Source organism: Sphingobacteriaceae bacterium GW460-11-11-14-LB5 (assembly GCA_002151545.1).
In the GTDB taxonomy this organism is placed as follows: domain Bacteria; phylum Bacteroidota; class Bacteroidia; order Sphingobacteriales; family Sphingobacteriaceae; genus Pedobacter.
Map to the genome: position 1 here is coordinate 2641588 of CP021237.1, position 25080 is coordinate 2666667.

At 37.5% G+C, this 25080-nt stretch carries 23 protein-coding genes; 12 read left to right on the forward strand and 11 right to left on the reverse strand.

The window, feature by feature from the left end; genetic code table 11:
* The first annotated feature begins 58 nt into the window (after positions 1 to 58).
* From CA265_10690 to CA265_10700, 3 genes are read left to right on the forward strand one after another with little or no spacing between them, the layout of a single operon-like run.
* Positions 59 to 2065 carry a transglutaminase gene (locus CA265_10690; GenBank protein ARS40091.1) on the forward strand — a complete coding sequence of 669 codons (2007 nt, stop codon included), beginning with the start codon at positions 59 to 61 and terminating at the stop codon, positions 2063 to 2065.
* On the forward strand, positions 2065 to 3960 hold the full coding sequence (locus CA265_10695) for a hypothetical protein (GenBank protein ARS40092.1): 1896 nt from the start codon (positions 2065 to 2067) through the stop codon (positions 3958 to 3960). Before CA265_10690 ends, CA265_10695 begins: the two co-directional genes overlap by 1 nt.
* An 8-nt stretch (positions 3961 to 3968) precedes the next feature.
* Complete coding sequence (locus CA265_10700) at positions 3969 to 4250, forward strand: hypothetical protein (GenBank protein ARS40093.1); 282 nt, start codon at positions 3969 to 3971, stop codon at positions 4248 to 4250.
* Positions 4251 to 4372: 122 nt separating this feature from the next.
* On the opposite strand, the gene CA265_10705 is transcribed toward CA265_10700, so the two are convergent.
* Both CA265_10705 and CA265_10710 read right to left on the reverse strand, forming a co-directional pair.
* Positions 4373 to 5644 (reverse strand): peptidase M16, encoded by a 1272-nt coding sequence (locus CA265_10705; GenBank protein ID ARS40094.1) that lies wholly within the window; start codon positions 5642 to 5644, stop codon positions 4373 to 4375.
* Positions 5637 to 6881, reverse strand: coding sequence for a peptidase M16 (locus CA265_10710; protein ID ARS40095.1), 1245 nt, complete (start codon positions 6879 to 6881; stop codon positions 5637 to 5639). Before CA265_10710 ends, CA265_10705 begins: the two co-directional genes overlap by 8 nt.
* Before the next feature lie 50 nt (positions 6882 to 6931).
* On the opposite strand from CA265_10710, the gene CA265_10715 reads away from it, so the two are divergent.
* The 4 genes from CA265_10715 to CA265_10730 all read left to right on the forward strand — a co-directional run bounded on the left by CA265_10715 (position 6932) and on the right by CA265_10730 (position 11122).
* Positions 6932 to 7723 carry a hypothetical protein gene (locus tag CA265_10715; protein ID ARS40096.1) on the forward strand — a complete coding sequence of 264 codons (792 nt, stop codon included), beginning with the start codon at positions 6932 to 6934 and terminating at the stop codon, positions 7721 to 7723.
* Positions 7724 to 7747: 24 nt separating this feature from the next.
* Positions 7748 to 8857 carry a hypothetical protein gene (locus CA265_10720; protein ARS40097.1) on the forward strand — a complete coding sequence of 370 codons (1110 nt, stop codon included), beginning with the start codon at positions 7748 to 7750 and terminating at the stop codon, positions 8855 to 8857.
* Between the two features lie 28 nt (positions 8858 to 8885).
* Complete coding sequence (locus CA265_10725; protein ARS40098.1) at positions 8886 to 9878, forward strand: hypothetical protein; 993 nt, start codon at positions 8886 to 8888, stop codon at positions 9876 to 9878.
* Between the two features lie 119 nt (positions 9879 to 9997).
* Positions 9998 to 11122 (forward strand): dehypoxanthine futalosine cyclase, encoded by a 1125-nt coding sequence (locus CA265_10730; protein ARS40099.1) that lies wholly within the window; start codon positions 9998 to 10000, stop codon positions 11120 to 11122.
* A gap of 174 nt (positions 11123 to 11296) precedes the next feature.
* Here the strand turns inward: CA265_10730 and CA265_10735 are convergent, their stop codons facing one another.
* Together CA265_10735 and CA265_10740 are read right to left on the reverse strand one after the other, a co-directional pair.
* On the reverse strand, positions 11297 to 12193 hold the full coding sequence (locus CA265_10735) for a dessication-associated protein (GenBank protein ID ARS40100.1): 897 nt from the start codon (positions 12191 to 12193) through the stop codon (positions 11297 to 11299).
* Positions 12194 to 12211: 18 nt separating this feature from the next.
* Positions 12212 to 12937, reverse strand: coding sequence for a Tat (twin-arginine translocation) pathway signal sequence containing protein (locus CA265_10740; GenBank protein ID ARS40101.1), 726 nt, complete (start codon positions 12935 to 12937; stop codon positions 12212 to 12214).
* A gap of 124 nt (positions 12938 to 13061) precedes the next feature.
* Between CA265_10740 and CA265_10745 the strand changes: the two genes are divergently transcribed.
* The 5 genes from CA265_10745 to CA265_10765 all read left to right on the forward strand — a co-directional run bounded on the left by CA265_10745 (position 13062) and on the right by CA265_10765 (position 19131).
* Positions 13062 to 13847 (forward strand): DNA-binding response regulator, encoded by a 786-nt coding sequence (locus tag CA265_10745; protein ID ARS40102.1) that lies wholly within the window; start codon positions 13062 to 13064, stop codon positions 13845 to 13847.
* Complete coding sequence (locus CA265_10750; protein ID ARS40103.1) at positions 13837 to 16842, forward strand: diguanylate cyclase; 3006 nt, start codon at positions 13837 to 13839, stop codon at positions 16840 to 16842. Before CA265_10745 ends, CA265_10750 begins: the two co-directional genes overlap by 11 nt.
* A 251-nt stretch (positions 16843 to 17093) precedes the next feature.
* Positions 17094 to 17660, forward strand: coding sequence for an SMC-Scp complex subunit ScpB (locus CA265_10755; protein ID ARS40104.1), 567 nt, complete (start codon positions 17094 to 17096; stop codon positions 17658 to 17660).
* A gap of 87 nt (positions 17661 to 17747) precedes the next feature.
* Positions 17748 to 17939 carry a hypothetical protein gene (locus CA265_10760; GenBank protein ID ARS40105.1) on the forward strand — a complete coding sequence of 64 codons (192 nt, stop codon included), beginning with the start codon at positions 17748 to 17750 and terminating at the stop codon, positions 17937 to 17939.
* 73 nt (positions 17940 to 18012) lie between these two features.
* Complete coding sequence (locus tag CA265_10765) at positions 18013 to 19131, forward strand: N-acetyltransferase (GenBank protein ID ARS40106.1); 1119 nt, start codon at positions 18013 to 18015, stop codon at positions 19129 to 19131.
* A gap of 175 nt (positions 19132 to 19306) precedes the next feature.
* Here the strand turns inward: CA265_10765 and CA265_10770 are convergent, their stop codons facing one another.
* The 7 genes from CA265_10770 to CA265_10800 form a co-directional block, all read right to left on the reverse strand.
* On the reverse strand, positions 19307 to 20236 hold the full coding sequence (locus CA265_10770; protein ARS40107.1) for an EamA family transporter: 930 nt from the start codon (positions 20234 to 20236) through the stop codon (positions 19307 to 19309).
* A 4-nt stretch (positions 20237 to 20240) separates the two neighbouring features.
* The gene (locus CA265_10775; protein ARS40108.1) at positions 20241 to 20720 is read right to left on the reverse strand and encodes an AsnC family transcriptional regulator; all 480 of its coding nucleotides are present in this window, start codon (positions 20718 to 20720) and stop codon (positions 20241 to 20243) included.
* A 119-nt stretch (positions 20721 to 20839) separates the two neighbouring features.
* Positions 20840 to 21160, reverse strand: a complete 321-nt coding sequence (locus tag CA265_10780; protein ARS40109.1) for a hypothetical protein — start codon at positions 21158 to 21160, stop codon at positions 20840 to 20842.
* Positions 21161 to 21306: 146 nt separating this feature from the next.
* The gene (locus CA265_10785; GenBank protein ID ARS40110.1) at positions 21307 to 21972 is read right to left on the reverse strand and encodes a hypothetical protein; all 666 of its coding nucleotides are present in this window, start codon (positions 21970 to 21972) and stop codon (positions 21307 to 21309) included.
* A gap of 24 nt (positions 21973 to 21996) precedes the next feature.
* Positions 21997 to 23349, reverse strand: coding sequence for a peptidoglycan synthetase (locus CA265_10790; GenBank protein ID ARS40111.1), 1353 nt, complete (start codon positions 23347 to 23349; stop codon positions 21997 to 21999).
* A gap of 117 nt (positions 23350 to 23466) precedes the next feature.
* On the reverse strand, positions 23467 to 24309 hold the full coding sequence (locus CA265_10795; protein ID ARS40112.1) for a 50S ribosomal protein L11 methyltransferase: 843 nt from the start codon (positions 24307 to 24309) through the stop codon (positions 23467 to 23469).
* Positions 24310 to 25071: a triose-phosphate isomerase gene (locus tag CA265_10800; GenBank protein ARS40113.1), complete on the reverse strand. Its 762-nt coding sequence runs from the start codon at positions 25069 to 25071 to the stop codon at positions 24310 to 24312.
* Positions 25072 to 25080 lie beyond the last annotated feature (9 nt).

The window sequence follows — 25080 nt, forward strand, 5'->3', positions numbered from 1 at the left end:
TTGATCATATCTCGCTGAATCTTTTTATTATTGCACAACCAAAAAACTAATTTTATAAATGCAGAAAAATGCTCTCAAATTTCTGACTTTAATGCTATGCGTTGGAGTTAGCACCCTTTATGCCCAAACTACTCAACCTATAAAAAGAGAATTCAAGTTTGGTAAAATTGCCCCGACAGAATTTGAAGTGAAAGCCACAGGACAAGACTCCTCTGCCTCGGCGATTAAACTGTTTGACGTTGGCGACTGTTATTTTGAAGTCGGGCCTGGATCCGGAGGATTTATTTATGTTTTTGAAAGACACATCCGTTACAAAATCTTAAATAAAAATGGCTACGATCTGGCTAATTTTAAGGTAGAACTTTTCAAAAATAGCAATTCGGCAAAAGAAGACCTCAATTTTATGGATGCTGCCACCTACAACATGGTTGATGGCAAAATGGTTACCAGTAAACTGAACAAGGATGCCAAGTTTACCGAGGAGTTTAACAAAAACTATGTAATCAAAAAATTTGCATTGCCTAATGTTAAAGAAGGCTCTATTATCGAATTTAAATACAAAATCAAATCAGACTTTATTTTTACCCTGCGTGGCTGGAAATTCCAGTCAAACATTCCAACACTTTGGTCGGAGTACAACGTAAAGATACCTGAATACCTCACCTACAAGAATAACCTGAGTGGATATTATCATGTCGACCATCCGCTTCACCAAAATGTAAATGCAACCTATGTACCTGGCTTAAGTTCTACTGCTGTTTACGATAAATATTGTGCTGCCAACGTCCCTGCATTGAAAGAGGAGCCTTACGTTACCACAATGGACGATTATACGCCTAAAATAGAATTCGAACTTAGGGCAACCCAGTTCCCGGGTGAAGTTTATCAGGACTTTAACGGTTCGTGGCCAAAAATTATACATGGACTGGCCGAGGATGAAAATTTTGGTGGTTTTATTAATAAAAACAGTTATGCCAAATCGGTACTTCCGGGCATTTTAAAGGGCGAAAAAGATACCCTTGCTGCTGTAAAACTTATTTTCAACTATGTTAAAAACAATTTAAAATGGAATAAAGACTACTCGAAATATGCTTACGAAACCAATCCAAAAAGCATTTTCGAAAAGAAAACAGGTTCATCTGCTGATATTAACCTCGCCCTGTTAAGTTTATTAAAGGAAGCGAAGATTGATGCCTACCCTGTTTTGATCAGTACAAGAGAGAATGGCGAACATCCCGGATATCCGGTGGTATCGGCATTTAATAACGTAATTGGTGTTACACAGATCGGTAATAATTTATATTTTCTTGATGCTACAGATAAAGATCTTCCTGCTGGTATGATAGATTCTGATAACCTGAGCCACCAGGGCTTTTATATGGACTTAAAAAGTTTTAATGGAAAATGGCTTTCGACAGAACCAAGTGTATCGAGCGAAAAGATTTTTGTTTATAATATGACGCTTGATAAAGACCATAAATTATCGGGCAAAATCAATCAATATTCAAAAGGCTATAGCGCATTAAACCTTCGCAATAAGTATAGAAAAACAAATAACGAAACCGAATTTGTTAAAAACTTCAAAAAAGACAAAACTGGTCTTGAAGTTTCTAATTATAAAATCGACAACCTCGACAATCTTGATGAGCTGCTGACTGAAACGATGGATGCAGTAATTGAAGACAATGTGGAAGAAGCCGGGAACCTGGTGTATTTTACACCGTTGCTTTTCGAAAGAACCAAAGAAAATTTATTCAAACTGGAGCAAAGAAAATTCCCGGTCGATTTTGCTTATCCGTTTAAAGAAAGTTACCGGATTACAATCAACTTCCCGGAAGACTATGAAGTAGATAAGTTACCAAAAGGTGGGATTTTTAAACTTCCGGAAGAGAATGGAACATTTACTATCAATTACGTTGCAGAAGGCAAAACCTTAATGGTAAGAAGTATTATCAACGTAAACAAATCGCTTTATACACCGGAAGAATATTTCGATTTAAAAGAATTATTTAAAACGGTTGTGGAAAAACAAGCTGAACAGATTGTATTTAAAAAGAAAGTATAATGAAGTACTATTTAAGTTTGGCACTAGCGTTTGTAAGCGTTAACAGTGCATTAGCACAGGTAGACTACGATGTAGCAAAGATCCCGGAGAACCTGAAAAAGGATGCGATTGTGGTCATCAGGAATGAGGAATCATTTTTTGATGTTAAGGGTTTAGGTGCAGGAAAAATAGATTATAAAGTGGCGATGACCATTTTAACCAAAGCTGGTGAAGGTTACGGTGAAATGGCAGAGGTTTATGATAAATTTAGCAGCATATACAACATTAAGGCTACGCTTTACGATGCTGCAGGAAAAAAGGTAAAGGACTATAAAAGCTCAGATATTAAAGACCAAAGTTTGATTTCGGATTTTTCGATCTTCGAAGACAATAGACTTAAGCTCTTAAAATTTGTAAGTATAACCTATCCGTACACCATAGAGTACAGCTATAGTCAGGATTATAACGGATTGCTTTATTTCCCTTCATGGCAAGACCTGAAAGGTTTCGGGGTGTCGGTAGAAAAATCGGCCTACACGATTCAAAAGGCTAAAAACTACAAAATGCGCTATATTACGAGTCCGAATTTACAAACCGACTCGGTGCTTAATGGAGAAAAGGTACAGTACAAATGGAAAAGTGCTAATGTTGCAGCAGTTGCTGATGAGCCTTTAAGTGTAGGCATTGATAACATTTCTGCCTGGGTTAAAGCCTCTCCCAATCAGTTTGAATACGACGGTACTACAGGAAATTTCGATAACTGGAAGAATTTCGGATCCTGGTTGTTTACCTTAAATCAGGGCGGAAATAAACTTCCTGAAGCAACCAAATTAATGGTGCAGAACTTAATTAAAGATGCCAAAACCCCAAAAGAAAAGATCAGCATTTTATATAACCATTTGCAGCAAAATACCCGTTATGTAAGTGTTCAGTTAGGAATTGGTGGATTTAGGCCTATTTTGGCTGAAAAAGTTGCCCAGGTAAATTATGGCGATTGTAAAGCACTTTCTAATTATATGAAGGCCTTACTAAATGAAGCAGGCATTGCCTCAAATTTGATTGTCATTGGAAACGATATGCCCAGCTTAAATCCCAATTACTCCAGCATGGGGCAGGCAAACCACATGATTTTATGCGTTCCATTAGCAAAAGACACTACGTTTTTAGAATGTACCAGCCAATATAAACCCATGGGATTTATCGGTTATAGCAATTCAGACCGGAATGTATTGATGGTTACCGAAGATGGTGGGAAAATAGTGCATACCCCTGCTTACAATGCTAAAGAGAATTATCAGATCAGAAAAACCAAAATTATCCTGGCTGAAGATGGTACCGCCAGTTCTGAAATAAAATCTACATACGGCAACGCGCAGTTTGAAGAAAATTTTCCGATGACTTTAATGGAACCCGTTGAGCTCCGCAAAACAATAATCGAAGACAGTCCTATTCCGGTGGCAGAGCTGATTAGCTATAAATATGCACAGCCAGATAAAACGGTGCCGGTGCTGACCGAGGAGATTAACTTTAAAACCAATCCCTTGTTAACCAAAGGTGGAGATAAGTTGTTTCTGGTGGTAAACCAGGTGAATCGTCGCGAGACTGTTCCGCTTAAAGTAGAGGGCAGAAAAACATACTTTGCTGTTCCGTTCAGTTATAATGATGATGATGAAATTAGTTACGTTTTACCAAAAGGCTATACTGTAGAGTTTATTCCAAAAGATATTGCCATTAACTCTGAGTTTGGCTCGTACACTGCAAAATTTAGTGTTAAGGATAACATGATTGTTTATAGCAGAACACAAACCATGAACAATAAAAAGTATCCGCCAGAAAAATATGGTGAATATGTAGATTTTTATAAAAAGATCTACCAGGCAGATAAACAAAAAGCCGTTTTAGCAAAAACTTTATAAATTAGCATATGATTACTGAAAACCAATATTTTGATGGCAACGTTAAATCGTTAGGCTATGAAACCGCTGAAGGAAAATCGACGATAGGCGTTATCAATCCGGGAGAATATACTTTTGGAACAGCTCAGAAAGAAATTATGCACGTAATAGAAGGTGAATTAACAGCACTTTTACCAGATGCCACCAACTGGCAAAACATTAAAGCAGGTAGCCATTTTGAAGTCCCTGCCAATTCATCATTTAAAGTAAAGGCGAGCGTTCAAACAACGTATCTTTGCCAGTACAGGTAGATTGATATAAGGTCGTCATCTCGACTGGAACGCAGTGGAATGGAGTGATCTATCTCGACAGATTTCTCGACTTCGTTGCACTCCACTCGAAATGACGGCCTCTTTATTGGATTAATTTACCCTTATTTCTTCCCGATCACTACTTCCGTAAAATGATCAGTTGTGAGGTATTTATTTGCCAGGGCGAGTAATTCTTCTGCAGTAATGTTTTTAACTTTCTCGATATATCTGGTATAATAGTCGTAATCCAATCCTGCGAAATAAATGTTCTTGAATTTATCGGCATGGGAGAAAACATTCTCCAAACTGCCCAGCATCGAACCCAGCATATAGTTCCGAACCAGATTCAGCTCCTCTTCCCCTACCAGCTCATTTTTCAATATCTCGATCTCTTTGTAAATCTCAGTTAATGCAGCGGAGCAAACATCGGCACCAACTTCAGTCGCAATATAAAAATAACCAGCCTGTTGTAAAGAAGAAATACCCGAACCAATGCCATAAGTATAACCTTTATCCTCGCGGATATTGTTCATTAAACGTGATCCAAAATAGCCCCCTAAAACGGTATTTAAAATCTGAAGTCCCGAAAAATCCTCGTGTGTGCGGTTAATCGCCAACTGACCTATTCTGATGGCCGATTGTAAAGCCTCTGGTTTTTCGGTATAAACAAACTGTTTTGCCGTTGTGGTGAAATTGAAACTATTTTTTACCGCATTACTTTTTTCCCAATCCTTCCCAAAAGCATCATTTAACAGCTCAAAGCTGGTGTTATCAAACTTTCCTGAAACAATTATGGTACAATTATTTGGTGCATAGGCCGCTTTAAAATATGCTATTAAATCTTCGCGCTTTAATGCATCGTAATGTTCTGCTTTAATATTTACACCATAAGCGGTATCGCCAAATAAAGCATGGGCAAATTCTTTTCTCGAAAGCACATCGTTTTTTTTCAGGTTTACCTGTAACTTTTGCTTCTGATTCTGGATGTAAATATCGAGCTCGTGTTGTGGAAACTGACTTTCTGATAAAACATCTTTCACAATCGGCAATACCGAATGTAAATGTTTATTTAAAGTGTACAGTGTAACCGAAGATTGGTCCTGGGCATATTCTGTTTGGAAAAATGCACCATAAAAATCAATCTGCTCTGCAATTTCTTTTGAAGTTAATTTATTTGTTCCATTATTGATCAAAGCGCTAACCGCAATCGCCTGCAATGGTTTTTCGAGTTTCCAGTTTACGTTATCAAAAATAAATTCAATACGTACCAGATCCTGCTCTCCGGAATAAACTGTAAAAACGGGTACACCGTTATCTAATACTTTTTTTTCGGGGTGGATAAAATTTATGGTCGATACCTGCTTAAAATCAGGCGCCTGTTGTCTGTTAAGCATTTTCTTCAGTTAAATAATATAAAGTTGACGATGAATTGGTTTGGAAAGTTTCGTTAGATATCCGTTTAATATCTTCGGCTTTAACCTTTAAAAATGCTTCGGTTTCCTGGTTCAATAAAGCCGCATCTCCAAGTAATTCGTAATAAGCCAGGTTCATCGCTTTATCTAACAGGCTCATTTCAGAAAAAACAAGTACCGATTCTACCTTGTTCTTCACTTTAGTTAATTCAGTTTCAGAAACCAGCTCGGCTTTTAATTTTTCCAGTTCAACCCAGATTGCTTTTTCTGCCCTTTCGATAGTTACACCTTCCACCAGTTTACCTTCAACAATAAACAAACCCGGATCTAAACTGCTCGAAATATAAGCGTTGATATCGCTAAAAAGTTTCTGTTCCTTTAACAGGCTATTGTACAAACGCGAAGACTGTCCCCGTGATAAAATATCCGATAATAAATCAAAGGCATAATAATCCTGACTTAATCGCCCTGGCATTTTAAAAGCCATATAAAGCGCGTTTAATGGCACATTCGCCTGAACAGTTTCGGCTCTGGCTTCAGTTTGAGGTTCCTCCTGTACCAAATCGCGGTTGTATTTATCTCCGGCGGGAATAGGTTCGAACCATTTTTCGGCCAGTTTTTTTACCGCTTCGGTTTTCACATTGCCACCCACTACCAAAATCGCATTTTGTGGGGTATAATGTTTCTTGAAAAATGCTTTCACATCTTCCATGGTCGCATTTTCGATATGCGAAAGTTCTTTCCCGATGGTTGCCCAGCGGTAAGCATGCTTTTTATAAGCTAATGGACGCAACTTTAACCAAACATCGCCATAAGGCTGATTAAGATAACGTTGTTTAAATTCCTCACTTACTACATTTCGCTGGGTATCTAAACTTTTTTCAGAAAAAGCCAGACTCAACATGCGGTCGCTCTCCAGCCAGAATGCAGTTTCTATATTTTCAGCAGGCAGCGTGATGTAATAATTAGTAATATCGTTACTGGTAAAAGCGTTGTTCTCACCTCCTACGCGTTGTAAAGGCTCGTCATAATTGGGGATATTGATTGATCCCCCAAACATTAAATGCTCAAACAAATGCGCAAAACCCGTTTTTTCCGGATCCTCATCGCGTGCGCCTACATCATACAAAATATTCAGAACTGCCATCGGAGTAGTTGCATCTTCATGCACCAAAACTTTTAACCCGTTAGCTAGTGTAAAACGATTAAAATCTACCATTATTTAATTTTAGAGCGGTAAAGATAATTTAATAATTCGTTTAGCAGAAAGTGATTATCAAGAGAATACAATTAAAAGATATTTTAGTCGCTGGCAATTCTATTTTTATTATTTTAGCAACAGATAATCAAGTAAACATGGGTGAGGAAACAGCAAAAAATTCTTTCGGAATTTTAAATAGTTTAAAAAAATTAATTTTTGAAGACAGTGCAGATGAGCCAGGCACCACACCAGCTCAGCAACCGACCAGCTCCAGTACAAAAACGCCCGAACCTGTAACTAACCAGCCACAGGTTAATCTAAAGGAAAATGTGAGTGCAGTAGGTGTTACCGATGTGAAGCAAATGAAAGTAAAAGTTTTGGGTATACTGGAAAAAATGAATGAGCCCGGACTCGATTTTTTTGAGGTTTGGAATGCTGCAGCAGAAATGGGCAGTATTGATGCTTCAACGATAAAAGCTGCTTATACATCTTTAAAATATGTAGAAAAAGACTTAAATAAACAAAAGCTGTTAACTACCGGCCGAAATTATGCTACAGAGTTAAAAAAAGTTATTGATCAGGAAAGCAGCCAGAAACAGCAGCAAAAACAAAACATAGAAAACAGCCTGGTTGATGAAAAAAACAATCTGGTAAACGAAATTAAAAGCATTGAACAAAACATTGCCGAGCTTAAAACTAAATTGCAAAATAAAGAGCAGGATTTAAAGAGCCTTAATGTGAAGTATGATCCGCAGTTGAAAGATATCGATCAGAAAATTGCTTTAGGTAATGCAGCAGTTAAGGAGGTAATAGCCGATATTGAAAAAGCACTGAATATTATTGAAACAAACATAAATTAACGATTAAAAATTAACGAAAACGTAATGGAAAACAAAAATCAGTATGTAAATATTCCAGCCGAAATTAAAAGTCAGCTGCCTATATTTCAGGTTTTAGGCGATCATCTTCCCAGTCAAATACAAACACCTGAAGGCAAAAAGGTAATGTCAAGTATCTTTTTTTGGGCGCTAATTTTAGGAGGTGCATTTGCATTTTTCAAATTTTTGCCAATTATGCTGGTTTATGCAGCCAAAAGTATTTTACTGGTTATTTTTAGTATTATACTGATTGTATTGCTTTTATTGGCTCCAAAAATTATTTCTTTATTACACAGGTTAGGAACAATTTTACTTTTTAAAGGCGAAAAAGCCATTATAAGAGGTAACCCGATCGAAACCCTGCAACTTTTATCAAAAGATGCAAAGGACACGTTAAAAAGAGTGAAAGATAAAATTGCCAATGTTGATGGCGTACGGATTGACATGATCCAAAGCGGAGAAACCGCTCAGAAAACTGCCGAAGAAAAATATACTTATGCTAAACGCTTTACTGTTGAAGCCGCGGGTTTAGACGAAAAAGCTAAACAGGAAACAGCAAACAACAATATTGAAAAGGCCAACGATTTTAACCGGGATGCAAAAGAAACGCGTACAAAAGCTTTCCTTTTGGGTAAAGAGGGCGAAGCCGAAGAACAGAATGCACGTAGTTACGTACAATACGCCAACCAGTTTGCTAAAGTTTTAGAAGTTTTAAAAGATAACGAAAGTGCTGCCCGCATTTATGTGAGCACCTTAGATAGCAGTATTTCTATCATTTCTAAAAAACTGGAAGCAACCCAAAAAATGAAAAATGCAACTGAAGGCCTTGCTGAAGTTTTTAACATTAAAGATGGATGGGCTTTTCAGGAAGCGATGAATGCGGCTACCGGAGCCATCAGCCAAAATATTGCATCTATCCGTTCGAACCTCGATTTCTTGGATCAGAATAATAACATTACCGTTGGTGGTGCACCATCGCAAAGTGAACTGGAAGAATTCATCAAAAAAGTTGACGACCGCAACCTTAAAATGCTTAATGTAAGCAGAATGACCGATGCGTCTTACGAACTTAAACCTGAAGAAAAAATAGACAAAGGCTTTACCTTATTAGATTAATCAAACTCTTAATTAAAAACATATCACAATGGAAGAAAAATCGACCTGGGCAAGACTACGTTGGCCTATAAAAGCAATTATTATTGCAATACCTATTATTGGCCTTGGTTACTGGGCTTTCGAATCAGGAAAAATTGATGGTGTAAACATCACAGAAGGAAGTAAAAAAGACACAACGGAGCAGGTATCATCACCTACTGCCGCTAAAAGCGATGAAAAAAGAAGTTTTAATTACACTCCTGAAAAACCTGTAAATGGTGAATATAAAGGTGTTGTTGAAGTTGGTGCATCGGGCTTTAACTCTTTTGTAGTAAATATTGATAAGGAAAAACGCTGGGAAATTATCTCTAAAGATTTTGGAAAATCTTTTGTTTATGAAGGTTTAGCCAATACCGCAGATATCAGAACCGGACTAAAAGATTATATAGGTGCCATGTTTGATAAAGGTGTAAAATCTAAAAACATTCACTTTGTAATCAGTTCTGGTGCACAAAAAGAGCCTAAAACAACGGCCATTAGTTCTGAATTAAAGAAAATGGGCTTTGTGGTGAACCTTGTTACAGCAGAGCAGGAAGGTAAACTCGCCTTAAAATGTGTTTTACCTGCATCTTATTATGATAATTCCTTTGTTGTTGACATTGGTTCAGGTAATACTAAAATTTCGTGGATGGATGGCGATGTGAAATCTTTTGAAGCACCCGGCGCTAAATATTATGAGAAAAATCTGAAAGATGATGATGTATATAATGAGGTTAAATCTTTATCATCAAAAATCCCTTCTACAAAACACGATGTTTGTTTCATTATCGGAGGTGTGCCTTTTGAACTTGCAAAACAAACCCGTACAGGTGATGAAAGATTTACTGTTCTAAATGATCCTGATCAATACAATACCGATAAAATTAAAATTAAAAGCGGTGTAAACATCTACAAAGCTATTAAAGACGCTACCAATTGCGATACTTTCGTATTTGACTGGGATGCCAATTTTACCATTGGGTTTTTATTATCCCTTAAATAGTAAACGTTTTAAAAAGAGCGGCTCTTTAATAAGGTCGCTCTTTTTTTTTATGCCAAAAATTTACTTTCCTGCCATAATAACTAAGCAGTGTTGTATAAACAATTTAGTATTTTTGCATTATGAATACAGCCGATTTACTGCAAAGGGCATTACATTTTGACTTTTTAAGCCTTGAAGAAGGTGTCCATCTATACCACCATGCCGATACCGCATCTTTGATGTTTGTGGCAAATGAACTGAGAAAAATACAGGTACCCAGCGGTAAAGTAACCTGGCAGATCGACCGTAATGTAAACACCACTAACGTTTGTATTGCCAACTGTAAATTCTGTAATTTCTTCCGCAGGCCTGGCCACGACGAAAGTTATATTACTGATATCGAAACTTATAAAGTAAAAATTGAAGAAACTTTCCGCTTAGGTGGAGATCAATTATTATTACAAGGTGGTCACCACCCCGATTTAGGTTTGGCTTTTTATGCCGACTTATTCAGAAAACTAAAAGAATTATATCCTGATTTAAAATTACATGCTTTGGGCCCACCGGAAATTGCACACGTTGCAAAGCTCGAAGGCATGACACATACTGAAGTATTAAAAGCACTAAAAGAAGCAGGAATGGATTCACTTCCTGGTGCCGGTGCAGAAATTTTAAACGACCGCGTGAGGCGTTTAATTTCGAAAGGTAAATGTGGCGGACAAGAATGGCTTGATGTGATGCGTGCATGTCATCAATTAGACATCACGACTTCGGCAACGATGATGTTTGGCCATGTTGAAACCATAGAAGAACGTTTTGAACATCTGGTATGGATCCGCCAGGTACAGAGTGAAAAACCTGCTGATGCAAATGGATTTTTAGCTTTTATTCCATGGCCTTTCCAGGATGATGGCACTTTATTAAAGCGCTTACGGGGCATTAGCAACAATGTAACAGCTGATGAATATATCCGCATGATTGCTTTAAGCCGCATCATGTTGCCAAATATTAAAAATATCCAGGCCAGTTGGTTAACTGTTGGTAAAGCTACCGCACAGCTTTGCTTACATGCAGGTGCGAATGATTTCGGATCGATTATGATCGAAGAAAATGTAGTATCGGCGGCTGGTGCACCACACCGTTTTACGGCAAATGGTATTCAGCAATCTATTAAAGCTGCAGGTTTCGAACCGCAGTTACGCGGACAAAAATACAACTACAGAGATTTACCCGAGCACTTAGAAGAACAGGTAATTACGTACTAGGACTGTAAAAGGGATAGATGCCGTCAAATGGATGAGGTGAGATGGATTTTTTATACACATTGATCTTAAAATCCTGTCATCCTGATAATCTTGCAAAAAAAGGGAAGTAAAACCAAGTTCTACCTCCCTACCTTAAACAAAACATTACCTAATTAATAATGTAAAAAATTGCTATTATAGCTTTTTGCCGTCTTTCAGGAATAAGTTTGCAATGGTGATTACACTTGCTTTATCCAGTGGTTCATCGAAACTTTCCACAGCAGCCAGTTTAGCCGCAGTGGCGTTTGGTGCACCAGTAATATTTGCAATGTTCACATTTGCCTGTACGGTTAAATCTTCACCAGCATAAACGGCATCTACCTGAGGAACTCCAGAGTCATTTGCCTGGCCTGAAGCGCCTAAACTAACCCATGGTTTGTAAACTGCAGTGCCAGCTGCTGTACGCATTTGACGGATGTGTGATGCATGACGTGCCTCTACAGAGTGAATTTGTAATGCAGTTTGCAATACGCCCGGGCTCACTAATAAATTCCCTGCCTGACCTTTATACGCCCTAACACCAGTATCTTCAAAACCTTGTGCTACCGCTAAGAAGGTACCATAATCAGAGTATACGGTACTAAATGTTCCACCTGCTCTAAAATCGGTATCTGCATAGGCAATTGGTGCACGGGCCGAACTTCCCAAAGCGCCTACCAATAAATCAACGTGCGCTTTTTCGTGATCACGAATGGTAGTAATGGCTGCCTGGCTGGCTGCATTAGGAAAATTAAAGGTAACATCGGTTACAGCCGATCCCGGAGTTTTTCCTACAATACAGTGATTATAAAAATGGTATTCCAAATACTCTAATGATAAAGCAAAGTTCAATACATCCACAACCGCTGCCGGTAAAGCGGTTTGTCCATAAGCTTTTTGGAACATTGAGCCCAAAGCCAGTGGCATAGCCGCTAAAGAGATTTTTTTACCCATGTTGAAAAAGCTTTTCATTGCAGCTCTTCTCGGATTTAATCTCTCATAGATTTCTCCATCAACTTTTTCAATTTCTTCTAATATATTTACGATATTCATGATTTCTGGTTTTAAAAATTAAAGATTGATTACATTAATTTTGGTTTTGATATACGTTTTAGCAATATTTAAAACTTTGTCTGGAGTAAGTGCGGCATCTAATCCCTTCGAATTATCAGCACCTAAAGCAGAAAGGCTGTTTAAATCAGCAAATGTTCCATTTGAGATCAGATCGCGGACATAAGCTGCGTGACGGGCTTCAACCGAAACAATCTTACCAGCTAACAATAAATAAGCACCAGTTTTGATTCTTGGTCCGGCGCCATTGTATGCCGCCACTCCCAAATCCTCAAAAGCCATTGCCGTTCCTAAAACACTGGCAGAACTGGTAAAATCAATTGATGAAAAATCTACTTCCAGACTTCCGATTGCAGCTGTACCTAAAGCAGCTTTAAAAAACTCTCTGTGGGCAATTTCATGAAACTGAATATCCTGGAAATATGCTTTCTGAGCTGCAGTGAAAGATGCAGGAGGTGCTGAAGCAACTTTAACATAAAATGCAGCTTCTAATTGCTCTAAAGCATATGCATAATTTAATACACCGAAATCATCTTTAAAATCTAGCGTAGCACCTGTTGCAAGCGGATCCATGTAGCCACGATCTTTTTTACAACCTGCGGCAACCAAAGCAATACCGGCTGCACTCGCACCTGCGTACTGAAGAAAAGATCTCCTGCCTACGGTGCTGTTAAATAAACTTTCATCTTGAAGTTCACTTTTTGTTTCTAGTTCATTGTTTTTCATAGTAATCTATGTTTAGTGGTTTTGAATTCGTTTGATGATACATACGTGACAATTTCAAGACTGGTTTTTTCTCTTTGCATTTTTTTTTGTAAGACCATTTTAATACATTCACCAACCTATAGCTATGACGATATTAAAAGCCATTATTGTTGATGATGAGGAATTTGCACGCTCATCGTTATTTTTTTTACTGCAACAGAACTGCCCGCAGGTAGAAATTACCGGTATTGCCAGGTCTGTAGCGGAAGCAAAAGATATTTTAGCGCATCATCCCATTGATTTGATTTTTCTGGATATTGCCATGCCTGGAGGCAACGGCTTTGAACTTATTCCCGATGCACAAAAACACAATGCCGCCGTTATATTTACCACTGCTTACGATCAGTATGCACTAAAAGCGATTAAAGCAAATGCACTCGATTATTTGTTAAAACCAATTGATATTGATGAGCTTAAAATAGCTGTAGATAAGGTTTTTCAACATATTAAACGTTTTAAAAGCCAGAACGAAAACGACGAAAGAATCAATAACCTGGCTTCAAGTTTAAGTTCACGGGCGGAAATCAGAAAACTGACCCTCCCTTATGGACAGGGTTTTAAAATGATTGATATCGATGATATTATTTACATCGAAGCAGATAGCAATTATTCGATTGTACACTTAAATAACCATGATAAAATAACGGTTTCGAAAGTTTTACGGGAATTTGAAGAGCTTTTGCCAGGCGATCAATTTGTGCGGATCCATAAGTCGAGCATTATAAATCTTAACCACTTAAAAGAGTATAATTCTAAAAACGGACTTCAGGTTTTCTTAAAAAATGGTGAAAGCATTAACATTTCGCGAAGAAGAGCAAGCGATTTTTTTGAAAAAATAAAATTATTTACAAAGGCAAACAGTGATCATTAAACTACGCATAAAAGCGCTTTTATTTGCTGAAAAAGCAATCCTGAAGTTAAACTTTGGCCGCTCTTTTATTGCTTTTTTATTCGGGTTTATTATATTTTTCCTCCCGAAAAACCTGCTTGCCCAAACCACTTACCTCCCCCATTACAATACAAAAAGCGGGCTTGCCAGCAATAACTGTTATTACATTTTACAAGATAAAAAAGGTTTTATATGGATTGCCACCGATAATGGATTGAGCCGTTTTGATGGGACAAACTTCCAGAACTTCACCATCGAAGATGGACTTCCTGACACCCAGATCCTCCAGATGAGGGAAGATAAAGAGGGACGGTTGTGGTTTTTTGCCCTGAACGGTCAGCTCAGCTACTTAAAAGAAGGAAAATTTTATAACCAGGACAATGATGAACTGCTTAAAAAGCTAAACTTTAATACAGTAATTGTTTCCTTTTTAGTGGATAAATCGGGGCGGATCTGGCTCGGAACCAATGCGAACCTGATCGTTTGCTGGGATGGAAAAACGATCAAAAAATACATCTCCCCTAATCTAAACGATAAATTCATCAACGCCTTTATTCATGAAGATGAGCAAGGTAACATATTTGCTTATAGCGACTTAAGTGTACAAAAGTTTAATGGAAAAACTTTTTCCATGGTCAGTTCGAAAGTACAACCACTTTCTTACATGACCGCTTCAAACAGTAGCCACAGATCTTTATTTTACCTGGACAGTGGAGGATTAAAACAATACAGGCACGGCAGCATTAACGATCTCATCCCGATTCCCCAGAATCTGATCAAGAACATGTCGGGATATTTTTATTACGATGTTAAGACCAAAGAGGTCTGGTTATCGAATGCCAATGGAGCCTTCGCCCTCGATAAAAGCGGGAAAACAATCCAATATCTGCAGGATATTTCGGTTAACCAGGTAATCAAGGATAATAACCAGAACATGTGGTTTGCCACCAATCAGGGAATTTATATGCTCCCTAATACCAATAACCGGTTATCGATTATTGATGCAGAATCTGGTCTGAGCAGCAATGTCATCAAAAGCATTACCAAAGATGGGAAAAACCGCCTGTGGCTGGGTACTGATGATGCCGTAATCGATGTGCTCACCATCAACAATTATCAGGTAGATGAAATTGGTTTAGATGACTTTAAGAAATATAAAACCATTAAACAGATTACTTTCGACCCAAAAGACCAATCCATATATTTTGCTTCTGATTATGGAATGGGTGTTTTCAAAAATATCTACAACAACAGTAATGAGGTAAGTTATTTAAAAGAATCAAACAACTCGATGTTCGTTATTAAACACTTTAGCGTGGGTGAAAATAACAATCAACTTGCCTTAGCCCTATCATCGGGAGTGGTTTTCTTATCAGACAGAAGAAATAAATTTGAGTTTAACGCGGCAAAATACCGCGAAAAAGAAGATTTTTTTAAAGACAGGTCTTACCACGTTTTTTACGATCGCGAAGGCAGTTTGTGGTTCTCGAATATCAATGGTCTTTCCCAATTTTCTAAAGGGAAACTGATTAAACATTACGAAAACCATCCTTTGCTTACCAAAAGGATCAATGACATTCAGCAGCTTGCCGATGGCACATTGATTCTGGCGACAGATGGCTATGGTTTAATTTTTTATAAGAACAATCAGATTACCCGCCAGATTACTCAAAAAGATGGTTTAACGAATAATATCTGTACCAAAATATTTGTAAAAAACAGCGAAATATGGGTATTAACCAATAAAGGCGTTAACAAAATAGCCGATTATCCTAATCAACCCACTGTGGCTAATTTCGATTATGGCAAAGATCTTTTGAGTGACGACATCAACAGTTTATTTATTGATGACAGTACCGCCTATTTTGCGACAAACAAAGGCCTGATCTTATTCAAATACAATAATAAAAATATTGTTAGGAATCTTCCTAAAGTTTACGTTACCTCTATCATTAAAGATAATGAGCGTTTGCCGGTTGATCAGGGTAATTTTACTTTCGAAACCGGTAACAATACCATTCTGTTTACTTTTAGTGCAGTCGATTTTACCACCAGTGATATTACCTATCGTTACCGCTTAAACGAAAATTCGGCGTGGGTAGAAACCCGTACCAGACGTTTAGATTTTTCTTCACTACAATCAGGCGATTATGTATTTGAAGTAAGTGCAAAAAGCCAGAACGGTAATTGGGGCGAATCGGCGAAAATCGCTTTTACCATTAAAAAGCATTTTTGGCAAAGCCTGTGGTTTTTATCTATTTTAATATTGCTTGTAGCCTATATCTTTTACAAGGTAGCTGTTTACATTACCCGCAAGCAGAAAGATAAAGAGCAGGCGCAATTATTATTAAAAAACAAAGTACTCATGCTGGAGCAACAGGCTCTGCAGGCGATGATGAATCCACATTTTGTATTTAATGTGATGAACTCCATTCAGCATTACATTAATACGCAGAATACCGCTTCGGCCAATAAGGTTTTAACAGGGTTTGCAAGACTGATCAGAAAAAACCTGGAAATCTGCACAAAAAGTTATATCTCACTTGAAGAAGAACTGGAATACCTAAACCTCTATCTTAAGCTGGAAAAGAATCGTTTTGGAGATAAATTAGCCTATATTTTTAATGTGGATGAAGATATCGATAAAGAAGAAACTTTTATACCGTCTATGTTGTTGCAGCCCTATGTAGAAAATGCAATATGGCATGGCATTATGCCAAAAGAAACCGGCGGCGAAATCCTGATCAACATTAAACTGAAAGATGAATTCTATCTTAACATCGAAATTATTGATGACGGGATTGGAATTGACAACTCTTTAAAGGATAAAAAGGAAACACACATTAGTAAAGGTATGCAGTTAACCAAAGAAAGATTGCACCTTTTAGGTCAGATTGGAGCAAAACCTATACACTTAAATGTGAAGCAGAACACCACAAATGGTACTACGGTATCCATTTGTATACCGTTAAAATAGAAAATTTACCGTTTACTCAATTATTAATACCACTCACTAAATAGAATCTTGTTCGAACCCGGTTTAGCCTTAAACTTGTGTTAGAAATAAACGATAGTGTTTATCAAAGACGTTCTTATAGAATTGATATAGATATTTAATAACCTAACCTAAAACTATATCTTAATTCAGGTTTCATTTGTGTGTTGAAAGCGGTCTTGTTTTTAAAAGCGAGACCGCTTTTTTTATGCCCAAAAATTCTATTTTTGTATATGCCCAATCACAACATCTCCAGGCACATCGAAGCCCTTGTATTCTCTTCCAGTCAAAGCATCGGTACGCAAGAAATTATACTGGCCTTAAATGCTGTTTTCAATGAAGAATTTACCGAAGCACAGGTATTCGAAAGTGTTGAACAAATTAAGGAAAAATATAGCCATGATGATTTTGCCATCGAATTGGTATTCTTAAATAATGGTTATCAGTTTCTCACCAAAAAAGATTACCATGAAACGGTTAACCAGCTGCAGTTACACCGTTCGAAGAAAAAATTAAGTCAGGCTGCTATGGAAACGCTGGCTATTATAGCCTACCGCCAACCCATTACTAAATTAGAAATCGAACAGATAAGAGGTGTTAATTCAGATTATTCTGTACAACGACTGCTGGAAAAAGAGCTGATCAGTATCGATGGAAAAGCAGAAACGCCGGGCCGACCTATTCTGTATAGCACCAGCACCTTATTTATGGATTATTTTGGTTTAAATAACCTAAACCAACTTCCCCAGTTAAAAGATATCGTAAAGGAGGAAAATACGGTCGGAGAAAATGTGGAATAAATAAATTAATTTCTTTGCTTCCAGGTTGTTATTAAAAAAAGTTTTTTTGTATTTTTAAACTATAAAAGCAATTTTTATTTTTGTGTTATGAAAGCGCCAAAGAAACTCCCAACCAAGCCGACTACCAAGAAACAGGTAGACGAAGATGATGATCTTGAAGATGACGATATTCAAACAACGAAAAAGAAGCCTCAAGATGATGACGATGATGATTTTGATATGCCATTAGATGACCTTGACAACTTCGATAATTTCGACGATGACGACGACGATTATTAATATTTAAAAAAACATATATTTGAAAAAGCATCCGCCCGCTTGGTAGGATGCTTTTTAATTTTAAAATCTGCCCATGCAAGTTATACCCGTAAGCAATTCATCATTAAAAAAAGACTTTCTAGACACTCCAAAAATCCTATATAAAAACGATAAAAACTGGATCTGTCCGCTGGATAGTGAAGTTGAAAATGTTTTTAACCCCGAGAAAAATACCTTTTTTGCGCATGGAAAATGTACGCGTTGGGTTTTAAAAGACGATGCAGGAAAACTGATTGGCCGTGTAGCTGCTTTTATCAATGAGAAAAAAGCCTACCATTACGACCAGCCAACAGGCGGTATGGGATTTTTTGAATGTATTGATGATGAAAAAGCTGCCTTTCTTTTATTCGATACTGCCAAAACATGGTTAAGCGAAAATGGAATGAAAGCGATGGACGGCCCGATTAATTTCGGCGAAAACGATAGCTTTTGGGGCTTACTAGTTGAAGGCTTCACCCCCCCTTCTTTCGGCATGAACTATAACTTTCCATACTATCAGAAATTTTTCGAGAAATATGGTTTCGTTACCGAATACGAGCAATTAACCAACCACATTAACCTTACTATTCCTTTCCCGGAACGTTTTACCAAAATTGCCAACTGGGTAAGAAATAAACCTGGTTATACTTTCGAATATTTCAGCAAAGCCAATTCGAGCAAATACATTAACGATTTAATGGAAATCTACAATGATGGCTGGCAGGATTTTGAAAACTTTGTGCCCATTAAAAAAGAAACCCTCGAAGAAAGTTTTAAAAGTATGGAGCCCATTATGGATGAACATCTCATCCAGTTTGCGTACTTTAATGGCGAACCAGCATCCTTTGTTGTGCTGATTCCGGATGCTAACCAGATGATAAAAGGTTTTGATGGCAAATTAGGTTTAATTGAAAAATTAAAGTTTGCTTACCGTCGCTGGGTGGGCGTTACCCGCATGCGTGCAATTGTAATGGGTACTAAACCTAAATTCCAAAAACATGGCTTAGAATCGGTTCTTTTTATCCGCTTAGGTGAATATGTGCTGCCTAAAAACCAATACAAGGAACTCGAATTGAGTTGGGTAGGCGATTTTAACGAACAGATGATTGCTATCCATAAAGCCACCGGTGCTACCTTTGGCAAAAAGCATTTAACGATGCGCAAGATATTTTAACCTGAATGGGGTTGTCAATTGCCAAGGTTCGTGTCTCCACGAACCTTTTTTTATTTTCCTGCCACGGATTCACTGAAAACACGGATCAATTAACTTCTAAGCCGTATGCAGCAGATTTCTCTCCCGAATATTCGGGACTGCACCACAGTCGAAATGACGAATCCACTATAATAATCTACGCGCTTTTATATTTCGGCAAATTAATCAAGAGCACACTTCCCAAAATAATCACCAATCCAATTACCTGCGTTAGGCCAATCACTTCATTGGTAAAGGTTAAACTTAACAAAACTGCTACTACCGGGTTTACATAAGCATAGGTGCTCACCTGCGTAGCCGGACGGACTTTAAGCAGCCATACATAAGCGCTAAAGGCAGCAATTGAACCAAAAAGGATAAGGTAGATAATCGATAACCAGGCATCAAGCGGTATGCTGCCCCAATCGAGCAATTTAAACTCAGATTTGAAAAACCCTCCGGGTAAAAAAGCGAGACTGGCCATCAACATCTGCCAGCCCGTATTAACCGAAACCGAACTACCGGTAGTGGGATGATATTTCGAATAAAGCGATCCCCCAGCCCAGGCTATTGGTCCAAAAACAAGTAATACCATGCCTATAACCTGCAGGTTACTTTGAGGTTTATCAAGCGCTTGCACGATCTGGTTGCCAAATAAGAGCACAACCCCTAAAAAGCCAATCACTAAACCCGAAACGATATACTTATTACTCAGGTTTTCTTTCCAATGTGATTTATCTAAAATAACGAACCATATGGCTGCTGAGGCCACCATAATAGCCACTAAACCACTGGGGATAAACTGCTCTACCCAAATAACGATTCCATTACCTAAGCCTAACATTAAAATACCACTTACTGCAGCAATTTTAATGGTTTTTAGATTAAAAATGTCTTCACCCTTAATCTTGCACCAGGTTAACATGAGCACTCCTGCAATAGAAAAACGGAATGCGCCTAAAATAAAAGGTGGAAAACCAACCAGGGCCTTTTGAATGAAAAAGTAAGTTGAACCCCATACGATATATACAATAGCAAATGCGAGGTAAACCATTACCGGAGATGCTGTTTTATTTAAATTTGCCATGTTTTTATTTTTCAGGAATTACTAATTTTTGCTGCTCTTTTACAGTCTCCAGCACAATCGTGGTTTTAACCGATAAAATATTTGGAATCTTACTAAATTCATCACGCAATAAAGCCATTAATGAGGCCGAATCTGCTGTCCTCACCTTAATCAGAAAGCAATCATCCCCTGCAATGACGTGCACTTCCTGCACATCAGGTATTTTTGCCAGCTCGTTTGCGGTATCACTACAGCCTAAACTTTGAGATGATTTCATCGAAATAAAGGCTAGTAATTTTAAGTCGAGCGCCACAGGATTTATCCGGGCATTATATTGGGTAATTACATTCTTCTTTTCCAACTTCTTTACCCGTTCCAGCACAGCTGATGGAACCAGATCCAATGCCTTCGCTAAATCTACATTCGAGATCCGCGCATTATCCTGCATAAGTCTGAGTATAGCCAGATCGACATGATCCAGACTAAAATTGTTTTCGATTACCATTCTATAAAACTATAAATTATTAGAATAAAATTCAAAATATTTTAAATAATAATGAATTTTATTCTTTATTATAATTTTAATATGATAATTAGTCGGCAAAATAGCAGATAAACCGCATTTTATATCCCAAGTTTATCGTACAGATCAATCACCTTTTTACGGAGTTTGTTAATTTCCTCTTCTTTTTCGATCAGTTCTTTTTTAAGCGCGGTTAATTCTTCAGAAGAATTAGATCCTCCTGATTGTCCGGCGATCAGCTGCATAACCGGAACCTTAAATGTTTTGGAAATCTGGAGTAAACGGGAGATATTGAGATCGGTTTGACCCGTCTCGATTTTACAGAAAGCCGGAGTAGAAATATTTAGCTTTTTAGCGGCATCAGCCTGACTTAAACCTAAGGCCAGCCTGCTTTGTTTAATGTGATCTCCGATGCTTTTCATTGGGGTAGATTTGAGGTGTTAGATATGAGATTTGACTAAAAGGATTCTTCACAAATCTCACATTCGACTTGACTAATATCGGGATTATCAATACAAAATTTTATGTAAGTGCTAAATCACGACTTTTATTTAACCTATTAATGTTATTATTGAGAATACATCGCATCAAGTTCATCAAAATTTTTAATTTCTTTTAAATTAATCATTCTGTTTAACTTTATATTGCTCCATTTTTCTTTAAAAACTTCATCACCACCCTGAGCATTTTCATTTGTATTTACTTTTTCCTGCTTCTTTTTAGTTAAAAAGTTAATACTAATTTCGCTGTCAATTACAGCACCACCGTTGCTTGCGTTATAACCTATCAATTCAAAACCTGAATTTTGATACCTAAAAGTATATTGCCAATAGCCATACCTACCGTGCCCATATTGAACATACAAATTTCCTTTTTTAATTTCAATAGAAAGTTCAGGCGCAAAATAAACACCACCATCTTCATTTTCTGAAGAAAAACAATCATAGTTTTTCACTGCTAGTTCATAATACTTTTTTTTGTTGAACAGAATTATGATACCTCTTCGGTTACGGTCTAACTTTCCAAGATATTTGTCTGTAACAATTTTTCTTTTATCTGTTGCCTTGATGAGAAGAACACAGTCTTCCCGACCATCTTTATTCAAGTCGCCATTTATTTTTTCAAAAACCACATAGCCTTTTGGTAAAAAATCAGCAGGATTTTGCTGCTGTTCAACTTGTCCAAACACTATTGTTGATACAATTGTTGCCAAAAACGTTAGTGATTTTTTCATGTTAACTGGTTATTATCGTAACACCTATTTACGCAATTCACCAGCCAGTTCAGGCAGATCGAATCCGGCATAATTACCAGAGCTCATCATCAATAGATTAGCATCTCTATAATTTAAACTTAACAAATAGGCTTTTAACTTTGCCGCATCATTAAAAAACTTCAGTTTTGGATTGGCAAATGCCTGCTGAACATCATCTTCAGAAAAAGGCTCCATGCGTTTTTGCTCGAAAGATTTAATATCGATGAATACAATCGCCTCATCGGCTTTATCCATTGCGCCGGTATATTCTTTCAGGAAATCTTTGTTCAAACTGCTAAAAGTATGCAATTCAATACAGGCTACTAATTTACGATTGGCAAATTGTGCTTTAACCGCATCAATCGTCGCTTTTAATTTTGATGGTGAATGTGCAAAATCTTTATAAACGTTAGTCGATTCATCAGCTGAGATGACTTCTAAACGTTTAGCTGCACCTGTAAATGAGGAAATGGCCGCATCAAATTCTTTTTCACTGATATCTAACTGTTTGCACACCAGTTTTGCTGCATTTAAATTCATCAGGTTATGATCGCCGAATATTTTTAAAGCCGTTTCTTCAGGAAGCAAATAAGTGATTCCGTTTCTAATTTCATGCGCCGGAATGGCATAAGCAATTTTTGAGATATTGGCTTTTGATTGTGTTACAATTTCATTCAGATCGGCATCTGCTTTACAATAAATTAATGTTCCGTTCTCCTCAATCGTATCAATAAACTTATCAAACTGCGAAGTATAATCGGCATAGGTTGGAAAAACATTAATGTGATCCCAAGCAATACCACTAATTACGGCAACATTGGCTTTATAAAGATGAAACTTAGGTCTTCTATCAATTGGTGAGGATAAATACTCATCCCCCTCTATAATCATCACAGGCGCTTCTTCCGTAACTTTAACCATGGTTTCGAAACCTGCCAGCTGTGCACCAACCAGATAATCGAAATCGCGTTTGTAATAATTCAGCACATGCAAAATCATACTGGTAATGGTTGTTTTACCATGACTACCGCCAATGACCACGCGTAATTTATTTTTACTTTGTTCGTAAATGTATTCGGGATAAGAATAGATTTTAACGCCTAATTCTTGTGCTTTCAGTAACTCTGGATTATCAATGCGGGCATGCATCCCTAAAATTACAGCATCCAGATCATTTGAAATGCGGTTTTCATCCCAGCCCATTTCAGCAGGCAATAAACCATATTTATCCAAACGGGATTTTGCTGGTTCGAAAATCACATCATCAGAACCCGAAATCTGATACCCTTTTTTATGTAAAGCGATGGCCAGGTTATGCATTGCACTTCCGCCAATCGCAATAAAATGTATGCGCATATTTTTTATTTTAGATTTGAGACATGAGATGTGAGAAAACTCCCTACTTCTTACGCCTTTGACAGCGGTTGTCGGTTTGCGTATGGCGTTTAAGCCTTAAACCCTAAACCTATCACCTTAAACCTTCTTTTCAAATTGAGCCGCAACCCAATCGCCATTTTGTTTATGATCAACGTATTTGATGCCGTATTTCGCACATTCAGCGGTAATCATTCCTAAATCGGGATCTAAATAAAATCCGCTAAAGAAAATTTTACCTCCTGCCTTCAATACCTCGGCATAACGGTGAATCTGGTCAAGCAGGATATTTCTATTGATGTTGGCGAAGATGACATCGTATTCTTCGTTAGGAATCACCTCTTTACTGCCACAAAGTGCCTTTAAATTATCTACCTGGTTAAGTGCAGCATTTTCTACAGTACTTTCATAACAGATATCATCATAATCGATAGCCATTAAACTTTTAGCGCCTAGTTTAGCAGCCAAAATGGCCAAAATACCGGTTCCACAGCCCATATCCAGGATATTTTTATCCTTTAAATCGGCAGCTAAAATATACTGCATCACCATTGTAGTCGTTTGATGATGTCCGGTACCGAAAGCCATTTTAGGATCAATTACAATCTCGTATGGATATGATGGCTGTGGCTCATGAAAGGTGGCTCGCACATAACACACATCATCAATAATCAGCGGACTAAAATTTTTCTCCCATTCGGCATTCCAGTTTTCGTCGGCAACATCTTCTAAGGTATACGCTGTTGTAAACTCTTCACTATAGTTCGCCAGGAGATCTTTTAATTCCTGCTCGTTAAAATTATCCTTGATGACAAAAGCCGTAAAACCACCCTCACTATCTTCGAAAGTATCGAAGCCTAAATCGGCAAGATCGCTGATAAGCAAATCCTGTTGATAGTCTTCGATACTTTTGAATGTAAATATTGCTTTAATGTATTGCATTTAGCTGTTTAATGCTTTAATAATGTCTGTAAAATCGCGTGATTTTAATGATGCACCACCAATTAGGCCACCATCAATATCGTTTTGAGAAAATAAGCTTGCAGCGTTGCTAGGGTTACAGCTCCCACCGTATAAAATAGTGGTATCATCAGCTACATTAAAACCATAGTTAGCCTGAATTTCACTGCGGATAAAAGCATGAATATCTTGTGCCTGCACTGGTGAAGCCGTTAAACCTGTACCGATAGCCCAAACTGGCTCATAAGCAATAACCAGTTTTTTGAAGTCTGCTTCAGCTAAACTAAAAATACCTTCTACCAATTGTTTTTTTAATACTTCGTAATAACTGCCGTTGTTACGCTCATCTAAAGTTTCGCCGATACAGAAAATTGGTGTTAAACCATTTGCAAGGGCAACTTTAGTTTTTTCAGCCAATAAAGCATCGCTTTCAGCAAAATACTGCCTGCGCTCTGAGTGACCTAAAATAACGTATTCTGCACCAACAGATTTTACCATTTTAGCCGAAGTTTCGCCAGTATATGCTCCACTTTCTTTATCACTAATGTTTTGAGCGCCAATTTTAACATCGTTACCACCCAATTTTGCCAAGCTGTTTAAATGAATAAACGGTGAGCAAATAATAGCCAGCTGATCGCCTTTGCGCTCATCTTTAACCATATTTACGATTTCGCTGAACAACGAAACACCTTCATTGTAATCTAAGTTCATTTTCCAGTTACCGGCAACAATCTTTTTTCTCATTTTGTGTTA